General features: G+C 61.3%; 17 protein-coding genes. 9 read left to right on the forward strand and 8 right to left on the reverse strand.

Features of this window, described 5'->3' with window-relative positions; all coding sequences use genetic code 11:
• The first annotated feature begins 150 nt into the window (after positions 1–150).
• Both MA884_RS23820 and MA884_RS23825 read left to right on the forward strand, forming a co-directional pair.
• Positions 151–927 carry an IclR family transcriptional regulator gene (locus MA884_RS23820; RefSeq protein ID WP_256232810.1) on the forward strand — a complete coding sequence of 259 codons (777 nt, stop codon included), beginning with the start codon at positions 151–153 and terminating at the stop codon, positions 925–927.
• Positions 928–979: 52 nt separating this feature from the next.
• Entirely contained in the window at positions 980–1,858 is an 879-nt protein-coding gene (locus tag MA884_RS23825; protein ID WP_256232811.1) for a DMT family transporter, read from the forward strand.
• A 201-nt stretch (positions 1,859–2,059) separates the two neighbouring features.
• Here MA884_RS23825 and MA884_RS23830 read toward each other — a convergent pair whose 3' ends face one another.
• Positions 2,060–3,397, reverse strand: a complete 1,338-nt coding sequence (locus tag MA884_RS23830; protein WP_256232812.1) for an MFS transporter — start codon at positions 3,395–3,397, stop codon at positions 2,060–2,062.
• Positions 3,398–3,670: 273 nt separating this feature from the next.
• Here MA884_RS23830 and quiC point away from each other — a divergent pair, with 273 nt between their 5' ends.
• Positions 3,671–5,572, forward strand: a complete 1,902-nt coding sequence (quiC, locus tag MA884_RS23835; RefSeq protein ID WP_256232813.1) for a 3-dehydroshikimate dehydratase QuiC — start codon at positions 3,671–3,673, stop codon at positions 5,570–5,572.
• Positions 5,573–5,676: 104 nt separating this feature from the next.
• On the forward strand, positions 5,677–6,354 hold the full coding sequence (locus MA884_RS23840; RefSeq protein ID WP_256232814.1) for a TetR/AcrR family transcriptional regulator: 678 nt from the start codon (positions 5,677–5,679) through the stop codon (positions 6,352–6,354).
• 81 nt (positions 6,355–6,435) lie between these two features.
• Here the strand turns inward: MA884_RS23840 and MA884_RS23845 are convergent, their stop codons facing one another.
• The 4 genes from MA884_RS23845 to MA884_RS23860 form a co-directional block, all read right to left on the reverse strand.
• Positions 6,436–7,287 (reverse strand): shikimate dehydrogenase, encoded by an 852-nt coding sequence (locus MA884_RS23845; protein WP_371134812.1) that lies wholly within the window; start codon positions 7,285–7,287, stop codon positions 6,436–6,438.
• Between the two features lie 5 nt (positions 7,288–7,292).
• Positions 7,293–7,733: a type II 3-dehydroquinate dehydratase gene (aroQ, locus tag MA884_RS23850; protein ID WP_256232816.1), complete on the reverse strand. Its 441-nt coding sequence runs from the start codon at positions 7,731–7,733 to the stop codon at positions 7,293–7,295.
• Positions 7,734–8,041: 308 nt separating this feature from the next.
• A complete protein-coding gene (trmA, locus tag MA884_RS23855; protein ID WP_256232817.1) occupies positions 8,042–9,121 on the reverse strand; it encodes a tRNA (uridine(54)-C5)-methyltransferase TrmA in 1,080 nt (359 codons plus the stop codon).
• Positions 9,118–10,413 (reverse strand): NCS2 family permease, encoded by a 1,296-nt coding sequence (locus MA884_RS23860; protein WP_256232818.1) that lies wholly within the window; start codon positions 10,411–10,413, stop codon positions 9,118–9,120. Before MA884_RS23860 ends, trmA begins: the two co-directional genes overlap by 4 nt.
• 204 nt (positions 10,414–10,617) lie before the next feature.
• Between MA884_RS23860 and MA884_RS23865 the strand changes: the two genes are divergently transcribed.
• Complete coding sequence (locus MA884_RS23865) at positions 10,618–11,073, forward strand: DUF4879 domain-containing protein (RefSeq protein WP_256232819.1); 456 nt, start codon at positions 10,618–10,620, stop codon at positions 11,071–11,073.
• 75 nt (positions 11,074–11,148) lie between these two features.
• Positions 11,149–11,715: a DJ-1 family glyoxalase III gene (locus tag MA884_RS23870; RefSeq protein ID WP_256232820.1), complete on the forward strand. Its 567-nt coding sequence runs from the start codon at positions 11,149–11,151 to the stop codon at positions 11,713–11,715.
• Positions 11,716–11,721: 6 nt separating this feature from the next.
• On the opposite strand, the gene MA884_RS23875 is transcribed toward MA884_RS23870, so the two are convergent.
• Both MA884_RS23875 and MA884_RS23880 read right to left on the reverse strand, forming a co-directional pair.
• On the reverse strand, positions 11,722–12,009 hold the full coding sequence (locus tag MA884_RS23875) for a HigA family addiction module antitoxin (protein WP_256232821.1): 288 nt from the start codon (positions 12,007–12,009) through the stop codon (positions 11,722–11,724).
• 14 nt (positions 12,010–12,023) lie between these two features.
• On the reverse strand, positions 12,024–12,302 hold the full coding sequence (locus tag MA884_RS23880) for a type II toxin-antitoxin system RelE/ParE family toxin (protein WP_256232838.1): 279 nt from the start codon (positions 12,300–12,302) through the stop codon (positions 12,024–12,026).
• A 204-nt stretch (positions 12,303–12,506) separates the two neighbouring features.
• Between MA884_RS23880 and MA884_RS23885 the strand changes: the two genes are divergently transcribed.
• From MA884_RS23885 to MA884_RS23895, 3 genes are read left to right on the forward strand one after another with little or no spacing between them, the layout of a single operon-like run.
• Entirely contained in the window at positions 12,507–13,031 is a 525-nt protein-coding gene (locus MA884_RS23885) for a (2Fe-2S)-binding protein (protein WP_256232822.1), read from the forward strand.
• Positions 13,028–14,017 (forward strand): xanthine dehydrogenase family protein subunit M, encoded by a 990-nt coding sequence (locus MA884_RS23890; protein ID WP_256232823.1) that lies wholly within the window; start codon positions 13,028–13,030, stop codon positions 14,015–14,017. The genes MA884_RS23885 and MA884_RS23890 overlap by 4 nt, the downstream gene beginning before the upstream one ends.
• Entirely contained in the window at positions 14,017–16,218 is a 2,202-nt protein-coding gene (locus MA884_RS23895; protein ID WP_256232824.1) for a xanthine dehydrogenase family protein molybdopterin-binding subunit, read from the forward strand. Before MA884_RS23890 ends, MA884_RS23895 begins: the two co-directional genes overlap by 1 nt.
• Here the strand turns inward: MA884_RS23895 and MA884_RS23900 are convergent.
• Positions 16,215–17,453 (reverse strand): MFS transporter, encoded by a 1,239-nt coding sequence (locus tag MA884_RS23900; RefSeq protein ID WP_256232825.1) that lies wholly within the window; start codon positions 17,451–17,453, stop codon positions 16,215–16,217. The two genes, MA884_RS23895 and MA884_RS23900, sit on opposite strands and share 4 nt — an antisense overlap.
• Positions 17,454–17,807 lie beyond the last annotated feature (354 nt).

Here is a 17,807-nt window from a genome sequence, read left to right on the forward strand (position 1 = left end):
GTCTAGCTTTTGCAGGCCCAGGGCGTACGCCTGAGCTCTCAGGCAATCACTACGGGTTTTGGTTCATCGGTTGACAATGAATGTCTGGTTCCAGAATTTGCATTACACTTCTCATATTTTGGAATCAGCGTCTCTCATCTGGATGTTTTCATGGCCGGCAGTCAAATCGAACGGGTTTTCAATGTGCTGGAGAGCCTTGCCAGCGATCCCCACGGCTGGGCTCTGCAAGGGTTGGCCGAACAATTACAGATTCCCAAGAGCGCCACGCACCGCCTGCTTGCTGAACTGACGCGCCTGGGTTACGTGCGCCAGAATCCCGAGAACCTGCGTTATCACTTATCGACCCGACTGGTCGCCCTGGGCTTTCGCTACCTGTCGCGCAGTGGTGCCGACATCGTGCAGCCGGTGCTCGATCGCCTGGCTCAGGAAAGCGGTGAACTGGTGCGCCTGGGCGTGATCGAGGGTGATCGCCAGACCTGGATTGCCAAGTCCCAGGGCGCCCGGTCCGGGTTGCGCTACGACCCCGACATGGGCCGCGAGGCGCCGTTGGTCTATACCGCGTCGGGTCATGCCTGGCTGGCGTGCATGAGCGACGCCGAAGCGCTGTCGCTGGTGGACCGCCAGGCGCTGAAAATGCCGGTGGACGTGGGACCTAACGCACCGCGCAACAGCGTTGAATTGCTTCAGTACCTGCGCCAGGCCCGTGAGCAGGGCTATGCCTGTGTCGAGGAAAGTTCGGCGGTCGGCACCTCAGCCATTGCTGCCGTGGTGCGTCATCCGTTGGATGGCCGGGTCTTGGGCGTGCTCAGTATTGCCGGGCCCACCGCGCGGATGACGCGATCGAGGCTGCATGAGCTGGCGCCCACTTTGCTTGCGTTCACCGAGGAATTGTCACACGCCAGCCAGGCGTCGGAGTTGTTCAGCTGAATTCACCGTCGCAGACATTGGCTCCCTACATCAAGCAACGCAGGATTCCTACATGACCGTCAGCACCCCGCTTTCCGGCGTCAATCAGGCCTTCAAGGGCATCCTGTTGATCCTCTGCGCGACGTTCCTGTTCTCCAGCCATGACGCCTTGTCCAAATACCTTTCAGGGTTCTATCCGATCATCATGGTGGTGTGGGCGCGTTATCTGGTGCACACGCTGTTGATGGCGGGGATTTTCCTGCCGCGTTCGGGGCTGCGGGTGCTGCGTACCAAGCGTCCGTTATGGCAGTTGGCGCGTGCGTTGTGCCTGTTGGGTACCAGCCTGTTCTTCACCACGGCGCTGCTATACATCCCTTTGGCGGAGGCGACCGCGGTTAACTTCCTGGCGCCCGTGCTGGTCACTGCATTGTCGGTGCCTTTGCTGGGCGAGCACGTGACGCGCGGCCAGTGGATCGCGGTGATCTTCGGCTTTATCGGGGTGTTGATCATTGTCCATCCGGGCGGTGACCTGTTCACGCCGGCGGTGTTGTTGCCGTTCTGTTCGGCGCTGTTTTTCTGTTTCTATCAACTGCTCACGCGCAAACTCAGCGAGATCGACAGCCCCACCACCAGCAATTTTTTCGCCGGGCTGTGCAACACGTTGGTGATGAGCGCGCTGGTGCCGTTCTTCTGGCAGGTGCCAAGCCTGACGCACGGGGCAATGATGCTTGCGCTGGGGGCATGCGGGATGACGGCGCACCTGATGCTGACCCAGGCCTTCCGCTTCGCCGCCCCGGCGCTGCTTGCGCCCTTCGGGTATTGCCAGATTGTGTTTGCCGGTCTGCTGGGCTGGTTGCTGTTCAGCCATACGCCGACGCTGACCACGGTGTTCGGCATCGTGCTGATCTGCCTCAGCGGGCTGGCGGCAGCGTGGCAACAGCGCCGGAGCTGACGCGGACCGTGGTGGGATCGATTGTGGGAGCAAGGCTTGCCCGCGATGCAGGCCCCTCGGTCCACTTAGGACCGCATCGTCTGCATCGCGGGCAAGCCTTGCTCCCACATGGGATGCATCGCGGGCGAGCCTTGCTCCCACATGGGATGAATCGCGGGCAAGCCTTGTTCCCACATGGGATGAATCCCGGGCTGACGGGTATCAGCTTTCCAGCGTCGGCACCTTGCGCGGCGCCATGAAGTACATCCAGATCAGGGCAATGAAGTACATCGCCGGGATCAGGGTGAACAGTACGGTGTAGTTGTTGTGGGTCACCGTGAGGATATGGCCCACCAACTGGGTCATGAACATCCCGCCGATGGCGGCGCACATGCCGCCGAAGCCGAACACCGTACTCATCATGTGCTTGGGCGTGTAGTCCATCACCAGGCTCCAGATATTGGCGGTCCAGGCCTGGTGCGCGCCGATGGCCAGGGAAATGGCAAACACTGCCATCCACAGGTTGCTTGTGCCGGCGGCCATGATCACGCCGATGATGCAGCAGGCGAACAGCAACATGGAAACCAGCCGTGCCTTGATCGGGTTCAGGCCGCGGCCGATCAGGAATGAAGACAGAATCCCGCCGCCCACGCTGCCGAAATCGGCGGTGAGGTAGATGATGATCAGCGGGATGCCCATCTGGGTCACGTTGATGCCCAAGTTGTATTGCTGGTTCAGGAACGGCGGCAACCAGTAGAGGTAGAACCAGAACACCGGTGCGGTGATCGAGTAGGCCAGGGCGAACGCCCAGGTACCGCGCATGCGCAGGATACGGGAGAAGGGCACGCGGACCTGATCGGGTTCGTCCTGGGCCTGGATGTAGTCCAGTTCCGACTGTTTGACGCTGGGATGATCCTCCGGGTTGAAATATTTCAGGCCCCAGAACACCAGCCAGATCCCGCCGAGGGCGGCCATGCACAGGAACGCAGCCTGCCAGCCCCACACCTGCAGGACCAGCGGTAGCAACATTGGCGTGAACATCGCGCCAACGTTGGTCCCGGCGTTGAAAATACCGGTCGCCACGGCCCGCTCACCGGCCGGGAACCATAGCCGCGTGGTCTTCACGCAGGCCGGGTAGTTCGCCGCTTCGGTCAGACCCAGAATAAAGCGGCAGACCATGAAGCCCACCGCCGAGGTGGCCAGGCCATGGGCGCCGGTCGCCAGGCTCCAGAGCAGTACGGCGCAGAAGAACACGCGCTTGACGCCGATCCGGTCGATCAGTCGGCCTTGCAACACGAAACCGATGGCATAGCCAACCTGGAACCAGAAGTTGATGTTGGCGTAATCCATCGCCGTCCAGCTCATCTCCTTGGCGAGAATGGGCTGCATCACGCCCAGTGCGGCGCGGTCGATGTAGTTCAGGGTGGTGGCGAAAAACACCAGGGCGAGCATGCCCCAACGGGTCTTGCCCACGGCCAGGGCGCCGCGGATCTTGTCACCGACGCCAGCGTTCGTAGCACCCAGGACGGGGGGCAGGCGGGAGCTTTGGGAAGGAATCATAACGTGTACCCGTTTTTTGAAATTCTTATGGTGTGGTCTGGGTCTGTCCAGAGAGGCCGGTGATCAGGCCGGCCTCAATGAGGGGCCGATGGTGCGCAGTGAGCAAAAAACCGTCAATTCGTTGATCGGGCATTGTGTTCGATAATCGCCCAAAAAACTAACCGAATGGTACATATTAAATTGCTGAAACAAACCTTCAGCTCAATAATCGGCCCACTCTTTCAAAAGCGGCACACCTCTGTGTAGCCGATGCCTGTCCCGGGAGCCGAAGTCATGCAGCGTTCCATTGCCACCGTGTCCTTGAGCGGTACCCTGCCGGAGAAACTTGAAGCCATTGCCGCCGCCGGATTCGACGGCGTGGAGATCTTTGAGAACGACCTTCTCTATTACGATGGCAGCCCTCGGGAAATCAGGCAGATGTGCGCCGACCTGGGCATCGCCATCACGCTGTTCCAACCGTTTCGGGACTTTGAAGGTTGTCGTCGCGAACGCCTCGCGCGCAATCTGGAGCGGGCCGAGCGCAAGTTCGACCTGATGCAGGAGCTGGGCACCGACCTGGTGCTGGTGTGCAGCAACGCCTCGGCTGACAGTCTCGGCGATGAGCAGATTCTGGTGGAGGACCTGCGATTGCTGGCCGAACGAGCCGGTGCGCGAGGTTTGCGCATCGGTTACGAGGCGCTGGCCTGGGGTCGACACGTCAACACTTATCAACAGGTCTGGAACATCGTGCGCCAGGCCGACCACCCCAACCTGGGCGTGTTGCTCGACAGTTTCCACACCTTGTCCCTCAAGGGCGATCCGAGTGCGATTGCCCAGATCCCCGGCGACAAGATTTTCTTCGTGCAAATGGCCGATGCGCCGATCCTGGCGATGGATGTCCTGGAATGGAGCCGGCATTTCCGTTGCTTCCCGGGCCAGGGCGAGTTTGATTTGCCGGGCTTCCTGGCACCGATCATCAAAAGTGGCTACACCGGGCCACTGTCGCTGGAGATTTTCAACGACGGTTTCCGCGCCGCGCCACCACGGGCCAATGCCGCCGACGGCCTGCGTTCGTTGCTGTACCTGGAAGAGAAGACCCGCCAGCGGCTGGCCGAAGAAGCTGAGCCGGCGAGCAATGCTGACATCCTGTTCGCCACACCACCGGCCAGTGAATACAACGGTATCGAATTCCTTGAATTTGCGGTGGACGACAACCTTGGCGCGAAGCTGTCCCATTGGCTGGAGCGGCTGGGGTTCGTCAAGGCTGGCCAGCATCGCTCCAAGAACGTGAGTCTGCTGCGCCAGGGCGATATCAACCTGATCCTCAATGGCGAACCCTATTCTTTTGCCCACAGTTTTTTCGAAGCCCACGGGCCATCGCTGTGCGCCACCGCGGTGCGGGTCAAAAGCAGCGCCAGTGCCCTGGAGCGGGCCGTGGCCTACAAGGGCCAGCCTTATCGCGGCCTGGTGGGGCCCAACGAACTGGAGTTGGCGGCGGTGCGCGCACCGGACGGCAGCCTGATCTACCTGGTGGACCAGGACGCCGACGTCTACGGCACCGATTTCAACCTGCAACCGGGCGCTGTCATCGGTGCCGGACTCAAGCGCATCGACCACATGGCGATGGCGCTGCCGGCCGATAGCCTCGACAGCTGGGTGCTGTTCTACAAGAGCCTGCTGGATTTCGAAGCCGACGACGAAGTGGTGTTGCCTGATCCGTATGGTCTGGTAAAGAGTCGTGCCCTGCGTAGCCGTTGCAGTTCGATCCGCTTACCGCTCAATATTTCCGAGAACCGTAACACCGCGATCTCACATGCGCTGTCCAGTTATCGCGGCTCCGGCGTGCACCACATCGCCTTCGACTGCGATGACATCTTCGCCCAGGTCAGCCGCGCCAAAGAGGCCGGTGTGCCGTTGCTGGACATTCCGCTCAACTATTACGATGACCTGGCGGCGCGTTTCGATTTTGACGATGAGTTTCTTAGCGAGCTGGCGTATTTCAACGTGTTGTACGACCGTGACGCCCAGGGCGGTGAATTGTTTCACGTCTACACCGAGCCGTTCGAAGGGCGCTTCTTCTTTGAAATCATCCAGCGCAAGAACGGTTATGCCGGCTACGGCGCCGCCAATGTCGCGGTACGGCTGGCAGCCATGGCCAAGTCCCGCAGCGGTGGCTTGCGGCACGCCAAGTTGTAGGGAAATCGTAAATGCGGCGGTAAAGGGCAACCCCGTGGCTTGGCTTGACTGCGCGGTGCGGCCCATAATCGCCAACCTGTGCAGTGATGGCCGTGAGCCCCGCAATGACTATGAATTCAGAGCTTTCCGCAGACCTCGACGAACCAGTCGTCGAGCCGCGCAAGAGTCGCAAGAACAACCCGGAGAAAACCCGGGAAAACATTCTTCAGGAAGCCATCGTCGAGTTCGTCCAGCAGGGCCTGTCCGGGGCTCGGGTCGACGCCATTGCTGAGCGCATCCACACGTCCAAGCGCATGATCTACTACTACTTCGGCAGTAAGGAGCAGTTGTACGTCGAGGTCCTGGAAAAACTCTATGGCGATATCCGCAACACCGAGGGCCGCCTGCACTTGGCGGAGCTGGCCCCGGTCGATGCGATCCGGCGCCTGGTGGAATTCACCTTCGACCACCATGACCGCAATGTGGATTTCGTGCGTATTGTCTGCATCGAAAACATCCACAACGCCGAGTACGTCAAGCAATCGGGCGCAATCAAGGCGATGACCAATACCATCCTTGATTCCCTGGGCGTGATCCTGCGCCGAGGTGCCGAAGAGGGGGTATTCCGCGCCGGCCTCGAACCGCTGGATGTGCATCTGCTGATCAGTTCGTTCTGCTTTTATCGCGTGTCCAACCGCCACACATTCGGTGAGATTTTTCAGATCGATTTGCCGGACGAAGCGATCAAGCAGCGTCATCGCCAGATGATTTGTGAGTCGGTGTTGAAGTATTTGCAGGCTTAAAAGATCGCAGCCTTCGGCAGCTCCTACAGACGTTCGCAATTCCCTGTAGGAGCTGCCGAAGGCTGCGATCTTTTCAGGTTTTCAGTGACTCATGCTCTGGAAATGCTCCAGCATCCGCTGCGCATCCGGCGCCACGCCGCTGAACAGCTCGAACGCCTTCACCGCCTGGAACACGGCCATGTTGCCGCCATCCAGCGTGCGGCATCCCAGGGCGCGGGCGTTGCGCAGCAGTTCGGTTTCCAGCGGGAAGTAGACAATTTCCGCGACCCACAACTGGCCCCGCAGCAGCTCCACCGGCACCGGCATGCCCGGCAGTTTAGCCATGCCCATGGGCGTGGTATTCACCAGGCCGTCCGCCTCGGCCATGGCGGTAGGCAAATCATGCCCGGCCCGGGCGCGGCCAGGACCGAAGTGTTGATTCAGGTTGTTTGCCAGCGCTTCGGCGCGGCTGACTTCAACATCAAAAATGCTCAGCGTCTGTGTGCCTTCTGCCAACAGCGCGTGGGCCACCGCCGCGCCTGCGCCACCGGCACCCATCTGGACCACGTGCTTGCGCGCCACTTCACCCAGGCCGCGGCGAAACCCTTCAGCGAATCCCAGGCAGTCGGTGTTGTGGCCGATGCGTTTGCCCGCCTTGAACACCACGGTATTCACCGCGCCAATGCCCCTGGCCTCCGGCGACAGCTCGTCCAGCAGCGGGATGATCGCCTGTTTGCAGGGAAAGGTGATGTTCAGGCCGGTGAAGTTCATGCGCTCGGCGGCCTTGAGCAAATCGGCCAGGGCGCCGCTGTCGAGTGCCAGGGCGTCGAGGTCGATCAGTCGATAGAGGTAGCGCATGCCCTGGGCATCGCCCTCGCGCTCATGGAGCGCAGGGGTACGCGAAGCCTGGATGCCCGCACCAATCAGGCCGGCAAGCACGGTGATATTCGACATGCTCATCAACCCTTCAACCGCTGACTGAAATGTTCCAGGGCCAAGCGATAACCATGACTGCCAAACCCGCACATCACACCGATGGCGACCGATGAAACAAAGGAGTGATGACGAAACGTTTCGCGGGCGTGAACGTTGGACAGATGCACCTCGATCACCGGGACTTCGCTGGCGACCAGCGCATCACGAATCGCCACCGAGGTGTGGGTCCAGGCGGCCGGATTGATGACGATGCCAGCACACCGGCCCCGGGCGGCGTGAATCCAGTCCAGCAGTTCGCCTTCCTGATTGGTCTGGCGAAACTCCACCGCCAGGCCGAATTCTTCAGCGGCACGGCCGCACAAAGACGAGAGGTCGGCCAGGGTTTCGTGACCGTAGGTGGCCGGCTCGCGGGTGCCGAGCAGGTTCAGGTTCGGGCCGTTGAGCACCAGAACGATCGGAGGCATCGCAATTTCTCCACAATTTTTATTGTTGGGGTCGGCGGATTTCAGCCGGTGGAGATAAATTGTACTAGATGGTTAATTTGGTCAAACAAAGCCGATGGCATCGAGCAATAAGTGTTCGATGATCGAACATGATCTTGGTCAGGAGAGGAGGGAGGGCACTTGTGGCGAGGGATCAATCTGTGGGAGCAAGGCTTGCCCGCGATAAAGGCGATGTGGTCTTTCAGAAATCGAGTCGCCTGCATCGCGGGCAAGCCTTGCTCCCACAGAGCTTTGCCCAGTCCAGCCCAGAGCGGAGGCCGCCCCAGCGTTTAGCGCCGAGTCAGCAACACCCCGGATTCCATGTGATGAGTCCAAGGGAATTGATCGAACATCGCGCAGCGCGTGATGCGATGGGTATCGTGCAGTTGTGCGATGTTGGCGGCGAGGGTTTCAGGATTGCACGAGATGTACAGGATATTGTCGAAGCGCCGGGTTAGTTCGCAGGTGTCCGGGTCCATGCCGGCGCGGGGCGGGTCGACGAAGACGCTGCCGAATTCATAGCTTTTGAGGTCGATGCCGTGCAAGCGCCGGAACGGGCGGACTTCGTTCAGGGCCTGGGTCAATTCTTCGGCTGACAGCCGTACCAGGGTCACGTTATCCACCGCGTTTTCGCTGAGGTTGCTCAGCGCGGCGTTCACCGAAGTCTTGCTGATTTCGGTCGCCAGCACTTTGCGCACGCGGGTGGCCAGAGGCAGGGTGAAGTTGCCGTTACCGCAGTACAGTTCCAGTAAATCGTCGTTGCGCTCACCCAATGCATCATAGGCCCAGTTGAGCATCTTCTGGTTCACCGTGCCGTTGGGCTGGGTGAAGGCGCCTTCAGGTTGGCGATAGCTGAAAGTGCGGCCACCGACGTCGAGTTTCTCCACCACGTAGTCATGGCCGATCACTTCCCGTTTGCCTTTGGAGCGACCGATGATACTCACACCGAGGTCGCTCGCCAGTTTCGTGGCCGCTGCGTGCCAATGCTCATCCAGCGGGCGGTGATAACACAGGGTGATCATCGCATCGCCGGCCAGGGTGGTCAGGAACTCCACTTGGAACAGCTTATGACTCAGCGCCGCGCTGGCCTGCCAGGCGGCCTTGAGTTGCGGCATCAACTGGTTGATGCGCAGGCTGGCGATGGGAAATTGCTCGATGAGGATCGGTGTGCGCTTGTCGTCCTGGGAGAACATCGCGTAATGCCGTTCGCCGGCCTCGCGCCACAGGCGAAACTCGGCCCGCAGGCGGAAGTGCTCCAGCGGTGAGTCGAACACCGCTGGCTCCGGCGCATCGAACGGAGCCAGCAGGTCACGCAAGCGACGGACCTTGTCCTGGAGCTGGGCGGCGTAGGCCTGGGAATCAAAAGTCATGCGTTGAACCAACCCAACTTGATCACGAACAGAATCGACAGGATGACCAGCGCCGAGTTCAGCTCACGGCCACGGCCGGACACCAGTTTGATGGCGGTCCAGGCGATGAAACCGAAGGCAATGCCGTTGGCGATGGAATAGGTGAACGGCATCGCCAGTGCGGTAATTACCACGGGAGCGGCCACGGTGATGTCGTCCCAGTCGATTTCCGCCAGGCCCGAGGTCATCAGCACGGCCACGAACAACAGGGCCGGTGCGGTGGCGAAGGCCGGGACACTGGAGGCCAGTGGCGAGAAGAACAGCGCCAGCAGGAACAGGACCGCCACGACGATGGCGGTCAGGCCGGTGCGGCCGCCGGCGCTGACGCCTGCCGCCGATTCGATGTAGCTGGTGGTGGTGGAGGTGCCCAAAAGCGAACCGGCCATGGCGGCAGTGCTGTCGGCGATCAGCGCCCGGCCCATCTTCGGCATGTGGCCGTCCTTGTCCATCAGCCCGGCGCGCTTGGCGACGCCGATCAGGGTCCCGGAATTGTCGAACAGGTCGACGAACAGGAAGGCGAAAATCACGCTCACCAGACCAATGTCCAGGGCGCCCTTGATGTCCAGTTGCAGGAAGGTCGGCGCCAGGGATGGCGGCATCGACATCACGCCGCCGAACGGCGTGAAACCCAACAGGATCGAAACGAGGGTGACCGCCAGGATACCGATCAGCACGGCGCCGCGCACCTTCAGTGCTTCGAGGGCGACGATCAGGACAAAGCCGAGCGTGGCGAGGATCGGCGCCGGTTGTTTCAGATCGCCGAGGCCGACCATGGTTGCCGGGTTTTTCACCACGATGCCGGCATTACTCAGGGCGATCAGCGCCAGGAACAGGCCGATACCGGCGGCGATGGCCGAGCGCAGGGGCAGCGGGATGCTGTTGATGATCCACTCGCGGATACGAAAGATCGACAGCAGGAAGAACAACACGGCGGAAATGAACACCGCGCCCAGTGCCACTTGCCAGGTATGGCCCATGTGCAGGACCACGGTGTAGGTGAAAAACGCATTCAGGCCCATGCCCGGCGCGAGGGCGATCGGGTAGTTGGCGATCAGGCCCATGGTTGCGGAACCGATTGCTGCGGCCAGGCAGGTGGCGACGAACAACGCACCCTTGTCCATACCGGTTTCGCCGAGGATGCTCGGGTTGACGAACAGAATGTAGGCCATGGCCAAAAAGGTCGTGACGCCCGCCAGGATCTCGGTCCGCACGTTGGTGTTGTGTGCCTTGAGTTGAAACAGCCTTTCCAGCATGTCTGCTCCCCGTGGCGCGCCGGGCGCCGTGAATGTATCGACCTCAACAGCAAAGCACAGACCGCCAGGGGCGCTCGGGAATTTTCTGCGGGTCGGAAAAAGCCGCGCATCATACCAGCAGCGTGGCGCTGTGGCTGCGATCCTCGTCGATGTTTTGCCCAGGCGCCAAGTGGGCCATACTGCGCGCGGTTCCGGGAGGTCTTTATGCATCGTATGAAAAAACACCTGTTGGCCGCATTGGGGTGCGCGCTGGGCCTGGGGTTACCCGGGCAGGCCGTCAATGCCGCTTCGGCACCGCCCCTGAGCGAGGTCAAGGTGCTCAAGGTCGAGTCGCCCGCCTGTGGCTTCGAGGACATCGCTCAGGGGCAAGAGCAGACCCGTTGCAATCACAGCGGCCCGAATATCAAGATTTATGTGCTGGAGGTGGGTTATGGCCGTCAGCCCCATGTCACGCTGGACGGCTTTGAAGTCGATGGCACCCGCTCGCCGGTGTGTGCGTTCAGCAATGGCAACCTGAATGATTGCTCCGTCCGGACCAAAACGGTCGGCTATTTGTACATCTTCGATCTGAAGGGGAAACAGGAAGGCACCTTCAGCTTCAGCAACCAGTCGATCAACGCACCGGGCAACCGGATGTCGACCCAGCTGTACATCAAATGACCTTCCCGCCTGACAAGCAGCACGCGGTCCGGCAAACCTGACTAGGCTTCAGGAACCACCCAGCGGAGAACGCCCATGATGCCTGGAACCAAGATGCCCCGAGCCCTGATTGTCGTCGCCGAAGGTGTCGACGATTTGCAGACCGTCACTGTGATCGACGTGCTGCGTCGCGCTCAGATCGAAGTGGTGGTGGCGAGCATTGAGGGGCGACGAATGCTCACCTGCGCCCGTGGCACGCGGTTGACCGCCGATGGCATGCTGGTGGACTTGTTGGCCCAGGGCTTTGACCTGATCGTCCTGCCGGGCGGCATCATCGGCGCTCAACACCTGGCGGCGCACCAGCCTCTGCAACAATTGGTCAAGGACCAAGCCGCCGCCGGACGTTTCTTCGCCGCCATTGCCGAAGCCCCGGCCCTGGCCTTGCAAGCGTTCGGCGTACTGCGCCAGCGCCGCATGACCTGCCTGCCCGCCGTGAGCCAGCAACTGTCCGGTTGCAATTTCGTCGATCAGCCGGTGGTAGTGGATGGCAACTGCATCACCGCCCAAGGCTCGGCGGCCGCGCTGGCGTTTGCCTTGACGCTGGTGGAACAGCTCTGTGGCAAGGGCGTGAGGGGCGTAGTGGCGGCGGAGTTGCTGGCCTGACAAGCATCAGGCGTGGTGATGGAAACGTTCGATCAAAGGTTGTTCACGCTGCTCGGCTTGCCACAGATCATAGTCCGTCTGGACGCCCAGCCAGACCCTGGCCTTACCGATCCCGGCCCGCTCCAGGCGCACCGCCAGATCGGGGCTGACGGGTGCATGACCATGCAATACCCGAGAGAGATGGGGCCGGGCGAAGCCCAAATGCCGCGCCAGCTCGGTGACAGTGATGCCCAGTTCCGGCAATACATCCATCAGTAGCGTTTCGCCAGGGTGTGGCGGATTGTGCATGGGCATGTTCCAGCCTCCTGTCAGTGGTAGTCCAGATAATCGACCAGTTCGATATCCGATCCGCTAAAACGGAAAATAATTCGCCAGTTTCCCGAAACACTCAGCGACCAGTATTCAACCAGCTCACCTCTGAGTGGATGCAGTCGCCACCCGGGGATATCCAAGTCGTCAGGCGACTGCGCCCGGTCCATGAACTGGAGCATGCGAGCCAGGCGTTTTCCATGGTCAGCCCGGATTCCACGGGTCGAACCCGTTTCATAGAAGATCCTGAGGCCTTTGTGTCGGAAGGATTTAATCATGGAATAGAGTGTAAGGCGATGCATTACACTCGGTGCGGTACATATATACCGCACATGCCAGGCAAATCTGTGTGTCCTGCGATGGCCAGAGGTTTTTTCGGCGCGTCGAAATTGCCTTGAACGCTCACCCCGCCCCGAAGTCGTACCCCTTATGACGGCGGTTTGCGAAAACGCCGCGAGTGTACGACCAACCGTGAGGTGTTTATGAGCGCGACCCTGTCCGACGCGACACAGGCGTCCTTCTCCCGCCATCCGATCCGCCTGACGCTCAATGGCCAGGCGCGCGAACTGCATGTGCTGCCCTGGACCACGCTGCTGGACCTGCTGCGAGAGCAACTGGATCTGGTGGGCAGCAAGAAAGGCTGCGACCACGGTCAATGTGGCGCCTGTACGGTGCTGCGCAACGGCAAGCGGATCAACGCCTGCCTGACCCTGGCGGTGATGTGCGATGGCGCTGAGCTGACCACCATCGAGGGGTTGGCCAACGGTGATCAGCTGCATCCCATGCAGCAGGCGTTCATCAAGCATGACGCCTTCCAGTGCGGTTACTGCACGCCTGGGCAGATCTGCTCCGCGGTGGGATTGGCCAATGAAGGCCGGGCACAAACTGGCGGGCAGATCAGCGAACTGATGAGCGGCAATCTCTGCCGGTGCGGCGCCTACAACAACATTCGTGACGCTATCGAAGAGGCATTGCCGCTCTGCCAGCAGCAGGGAGGTGATCAATGAACCCTTTCCAATACAGCAAGCCCGATACCGTGCAGGCTGCCGTCGACTTGTCGAGCCCGGTTTCACGCTTCATTGCCGGCGGGACCAACCTGCTGGACCTGATGAAAGAAAACCTCACCCGCCCCGAGCACCTGATCGACATTACCGGGCTGCCCCTGGCGGACCTCAGCGAAACCCCTGGCGGTGGGGTGATGATCGGCGCACTGGTGAGCAATGCCGATCTGGCCTGGCATCCCTGGATCCAGCGCCGCTATCCGCTGCTCTCTCAGGCCATCCTGGCGGGCGCCTCGCCGCAGTTGCGCAACATGGCCAGTACCGGCGGTAACCTCCTGCAACGCACCCGCTGTTATTACTTCTATGACGCCAACGTGCCGTGCAACAAGCGACGGCCCGGCAGCGGTTGCCCGGCTCGGAGCGGCTTGAACCGTATGCACGCGATTTTCGGCGCCAGTGAGCAATGTGTCGCCACGCACCCTTCCGACATGTGCGTGGCGCTGGCTGCCCTGGAGGCCGTGGTGCATATTATCGGTCGGGGCGGGGCACGGACCATCGAGTTCGCTGACTTTCACCGCCTGCCCGGCGATGCTCCGGAGCGGGACAACCAACTGGCCGATGATGAACTGATCACCGCCATTGAGTTGCCTGCCGCCGGTTTCGCGGAACACAGTCATTACTTGAAAATTCGTGACCGGGCCTCCTACGCCTTTGCGCTGGTGTCGGTGGCGGCGGCGCTGGAGCTGGACGGACCGATGATCCGCCAGGCGCGCCTGGCCTTGGGTGGGGTTGCCCACAAACCTTGGCGCGACCGGGCCGTGGAGAGCTGGCTGACCGGCCAGACCGTCAGCCGCGAAACCTTCACCGCTGCTGCTGACGCGCTGTTGCAAAACGCCGAGCCGCTGGAACATAACGGCTTCAAGGTCAGACTGGCGCGGCGGGCGGTGGTCCGTGCCTTGAGTGATGCGGCACTGGTGGGAGGACAAGCCTGATGAATGCTTCGAGCAAATCCATAGGGCAACCGCTGGACCGGGTCGATGGCCTGCTCAAGGTCACCGGCCAGGCCCGATATGCCGGCGAATACCCCGAGGACGGTTTGTTGCACGGCAGCGTCGTCTCCGGCAGCATCGCTCGTGGCCGCGTGCTGCGCATCGATGCCTCCCGAGCGTTGGTGTTGCCCGGTGTGGTCACGGTGATCGACCACACCAACCGCCCCAGGATCGCCAGCTACGACGAGCCTTACCAGGACGCCGATGCGGCAGAGGGTTCGCCGTTCCGACCGCTGTACAACGATCAGGTACTCTACAGCGGCCAGCCATTGGCCTTGGTGATCGCTGAAAATCTCGAGCTGGCCCGCTACGCCGGTTCGCTTATTGAAATCGAATATGAAGCCCAGGACCATCAGACCGATCTGGCAGTCCTGCAGAACGAAGCCCATCCGGCACCAGCAGAATTGCCCAAGCCGCGTGGGAATTTTCAGGGCGAGTACGCCAGTTCGGCCCTCAGTGTGGACGTGTCCTACAGCACACCGATCGAACACCACAACCCGATGGAGCCTCATGCCTCCACCGTGCTGTATCAACCCGACGGCAGCCTGCACATCCACGACAAGACCCAGGGCACGCAAAACTGCCAGGCCTATGTGCAAAAGGTCTTCGGGCTTGAGAAAGACCAGGTGCGAGTGTGTGCCGCCTATGTGGGCGGCGCCTTCGGTTCCGGGCTGCGGCCACAGTACCAGCTGCCCCTGGCGGTGATGGCGGCGCTGACGCTCAAACGCTCGGTTCGGGTCAGCTTGACGCGTCAGCAGATGTTTACGTTCGGCTATCGGCCACGGACCTTTCAGCGCGTGCAACTGGGGGCCGCGGCCAACGGGCGACTGTTGGCGGTGGCGCATACCGCCATTGGCCAGACCTCACGCTTCGAAGATTTCACCGAACATGTCGTGGAGTGGAGCGGCATGCTCTATCACTGCGACAACGTTGAATTGACCTACAAGCTGGTGCCGCTGGACGTCTATACGCCGCTGGACATGCGCGCTCCCGGCGCCGCCCTGGGGTTGATCGGCCTGGAGTGCGCCATGGATGAACTGGCCTGTGCCCTGGCAATCGATCCGGTTCAACTGCGGTTGCTCAACTATGCCGAGCGTAACGAGAACGAAGGCAAGCCATATTCCAGCAAGGAGCTGCGTGAATGCTATGCCCAAGGTGCCCGTCGTTTCGGCTGGGACAAACGTAACCCGGAACCGCGCAGCATGCGTGAAGGTCGGCAGTTGGTGGGTTGGGGCATGGCGGGCGGCGTGTGGGAGGCCATGCAGCAGAAGGCCAGCGCTCAGGCCTCGCTGGATGCTAACGGAAAATTGACCGTCAGCAGCGCCACCACTGACATCGGTACCGGCACCTACACAGTCATGACCCAGATCGCCGCCCAAGCGTCAGGCGTTTCCCTGGAAAACGTCACCTTTATCCTCGGTGATTCATCGCTGCCTACTGCGCCGCTGCAGGGCGGTTCGTTCACCGTCTCGTCGGTGGGCACTGCCGTGCAGCAGGCCTGTGAAGCCCTGAAGGAAAAACTGCTGGCTGTGGCGCGGCAGAGCTGTCCGGCCTTCGGTGGCGCGACCCTTGAGCAAGTAATGTTTGCCGACGGTCAGCTACGGTTGGGCGAGGCCTGCGTCTCGTTGGCAGAATTGGCGCAAAAAAGCGGCGAGACGCCCTTGCAGGTTCAGGTCACTGCCGAGCCGGAGGAAAAGCGCCAAGCCTACGCCACCGCCACGCATTCGGCGGTGTTTGTCGAAGTGCTGGTGGATGAGGACTTGGGCACGGTGAAGGTCAATCGGGTGGTCAGTGCCATCGCCGCCGGGCGAGTGATCAACCCGAAAACCGCGCGCAGCCAGATCCTCGGTGGAGTGGTCTGGGGCGTCGGCATGGCCCTGCACGAAGAGACCTTGACTGACCATGCGTTGGGCCGGCACATGAACCACAGCCTGGCGGAGTACCATGTGCCGGTGAACGCCGACATCGGAGACATTGACGTGGTTTTTGTCGAAGAGCGCGATGAAATCGTCAATGCCCTCGGCTCCAAGGGCGTCGGTGAGATTGGCATCGTCGGTGTGGCGGCGGCCGTGGCCAATGCGATTTATCACGCCACCGGCAAACGGGTCCGGGACTTCCCCATTACACTCGATAAATTGCTTTAGGTTTTCGCTGCTTCTACCGGTTCGTGCATTCGGTCACGGTTGGCCAGGGTCGGGAACAGTTTGATCCAGACCCCGGTCACCAGCAGCGTACCGACGCCGCCCATGACCACCGCTGGCACAGTGCCGAACCAGTGGGCGGTCAGCCCGGACTCGAACTCGCCCAATTGGTTCGAGGCGCCGATGAACAGCCCGTTCACGGCGCTGACCCGGCCGCGCATTTCGTCCGGCGTTTCCAACTGCACGAAGGAGGCGCGGATCACCATGCTGATCATGTCCGCCGCGCCCAGCACCACCAGCACCGCCAGGGAAAACCAGAACGAAGTGGAGAGGCCGAAGGCAATGGTGGCGACGCCGAACACGCCCACGGCGGTGAACATCACCCGACCGACCTTGCGGTCCACGGCAAACCGCGCCAGCCATAGCGACATCAGCAGCGCCCCGACCGCCGGTGCCGAGCGCAGCAGACCCAGGCCCCAGGGGCCGGTAAGCAGAATATCTTTGGCAAACACCGGCAACAGCGCGGTCGCGCCGCCCAGCAGTACCGCGAACAGATCCAGGGAAATCGCCCCGAGAATGTCCGGGCGGCTGCGAATGAAGCGAATCCCGGCCAGCAACGAATCCATGGTTGCCTTGCCTTTGTTCAGCGGCGTCTGGCGGGCGGGCAGGTTGAGCATCAGGCAGCAGGCGATGACGTAGAGCAACACGGTCGGCCCATAGACCCAGACGCTGCCGAAGGCATAGAGCAGACCGCCCAGGGCCGGGGCGACGATGGTCGCGGACTGCTGCGCCGACTGCGCGGCGGCCACGGCGCGGGGAAACAGCGCGGCCGGCACGATACTCGGTAGCAGCGCCTGGGTGGTCGGCATCTCAAAGGAACGGGCGGCCCCCAGCAGGAAGGCGAGGCTGAAGATCATCTCCCGCGTGACGTTATCGGTGGCGCTGCCGATGACCAGTACCAGGGCAATTATCGCCTGCAACGACTGGCAGATCGCCGCGACCTTGCGGCGATCATAGCGGTCGGCCACATGCCCGGTGTGCAGCATGAACAGCACACGCGGAGCGAACTCCACCAACCCGACAAGACCCAGGTCCAATACGTTGCCAGTCAGTTGATAGAGGTTCCAGCCAATGGCCACCGTGAGCATCTGGAAGCCACTGGCGGTGAAGATACGCGCCAGCCAGAAGGCGATGAAGGGGCGATGGTGGCGGAGCAGCAATGGCGCTTGGCTGGGCATCTATGACGGGTCCGGTGATGAGGGCGTCGAGATTATCACCGAGTTGTAACTGGAGGTTGCGGTGGCGGAAAAAATAGTTAGCCAAGCATCGATTTAGATCGAGTCTGTGGGAGCGAGGCTTGCCCGCGACGAGGGCGACGCGGTCTTCCAGAGATCGCGGTGACTGTTTCGCGAGCAAGCTTTGCTCCCACAGAGCGGGGATAAATCCCCTCGCCACAACAGTGCACTCCTCAAGATTTAAGAAATCTTGGCTTAGAGCGGGATTGCAGCACTGAGACAACCTGTCACGCGACAAAAGACCACGCCGTCCATCGGCCATAATGCGACTACTCTTTGAACATTGCTTGATCCAGG

Origin of the sequence: Pseudomonas sp. Q11 (genome assembly GCF_024494355.1) — a bacterium.
In the GTDB taxonomy this organism is placed as follows: Bacteria; Pseudomonadota; Gammaproteobacteria; order Pseudomonadales; family Pseudomonadaceae; genus Aquipseudomonas; species Aquipseudomonas hefeiensis.

Bases quoted from the DNA above. Each gene is read 5' to 3' on its own strand.
- MA884_RS23890 (WP_256232823.1), top strand. From the start codon at position 13,028: ATGAACCCTTTCCAATACAGCAAGCCCGATACCGTGCAGGCTGCCGTC.
- aroQ (WP_256232816.1), bottom strand. From the start codon at position 7,733: ATGCCTCCGATCGTTCTGGTGCTCAACGGCCCGAACCTGAACCTGCTC.
- MA884_RS23885 (WP_256232822.1), top strand. From the start codon at position 12,507: ATGAGCGCGACCCTGTCCGACGCGACACAGGCGTCCTTCTCCCGCCAT.
- MA884_RS23870 (WP_256232820.1), top strand. From the start codon at position 11,149: ATGATGCCTGGAACCAAGATGCCCCGAGCCCTGATTGTCGTCGCCGAA.
- MA884_RS23865 (WP_256232819.1), top strand. From the start codon at position 10,618: ATGCATCGTATGAAAAAACACCTGTTGGCCGCATTGGGGTGCGCGCTG.
- MA884_RS23840 (WP_256232814.1), top strand. From the start codon at position 5,677: ATGACTATGAATTCAGAGCTTTCCGCAGACCTCGACGAACCAGTCGTC.
- MA884_RS23875 (WP_256232821.1), bottom strand. From the start codon at position 12,009: ATGCCCATGCACAATCCGCCACACCCTGGCGAAACGCTACTGATGGAT.
- MA884_RS23820 (WP_256232810.1), top strand. From the start codon at position 151: ATGGCCGGCAGTCAAATCGAACGGGTTTTCAATGTGCTGGAGAGCCTT.
- MA884_RS23825 (WP_256232811.1), top strand. From the start codon at position 980: ATGACCGTCAGCACCCCGCTTTCCGGCGTCAATCAGGCCTTCAAGGGC.
- MA884_RS23860 (WP_256232818.1), bottom strand. From the start codon at position 10,413: ATGCTGGAAAGGCTGTTTCAACTCAAGGCACACAACACCAACGTGCGG.
- MA884_RS23895 (WP_256232824.1), top strand. From the start codon at position 14,017: ATGAATGCTTCGAGCAAATCCATAGGGCAACCGCTGGACCGGGTCGAT.
- MA884_RS23900 (WP_256232825.1), bottom strand. From the start codon at position 17,453: ATGCCCAGCCAAGCGCCATTGCTGCTCCGCCACCATCGCCCCTTCATC.
- MA884_RS23880 (WP_256232838.1), bottom strand. From the start codon at position 12,302: ATGATTAAATCCTTCCGACACAAAGGCCTCAGGATCTTCTATGAAACG.
- MA884_RS23845 (WP_371134812.1), bottom strand. From the start codon at position 7,287: ATGTCGAATATCACCGTGCTTGCCGGCCTGATTGGTGCGGGCATCCAG.
- quiC (WP_256232813.1), top strand. From the start codon at position 3,671: ATGCAGCGTTCCATTGCCACCGTGTCCTTGAGCGGTACCCTGCCGGAG.
- MA884_RS23830 (WP_256232812.1), bottom strand. From the start codon at position 3,397: ATGATTCCTTCCCAAAGCTCCCGCCTGCCCCCCGTCCTGGGTGCTACG.
- trmA (WP_256232817.1), bottom strand. From the start codon at position 9,121: ATGACTTTTGATTCCCAGGCCTACGCCGCCCAGCTCCAGGACAAGGTC.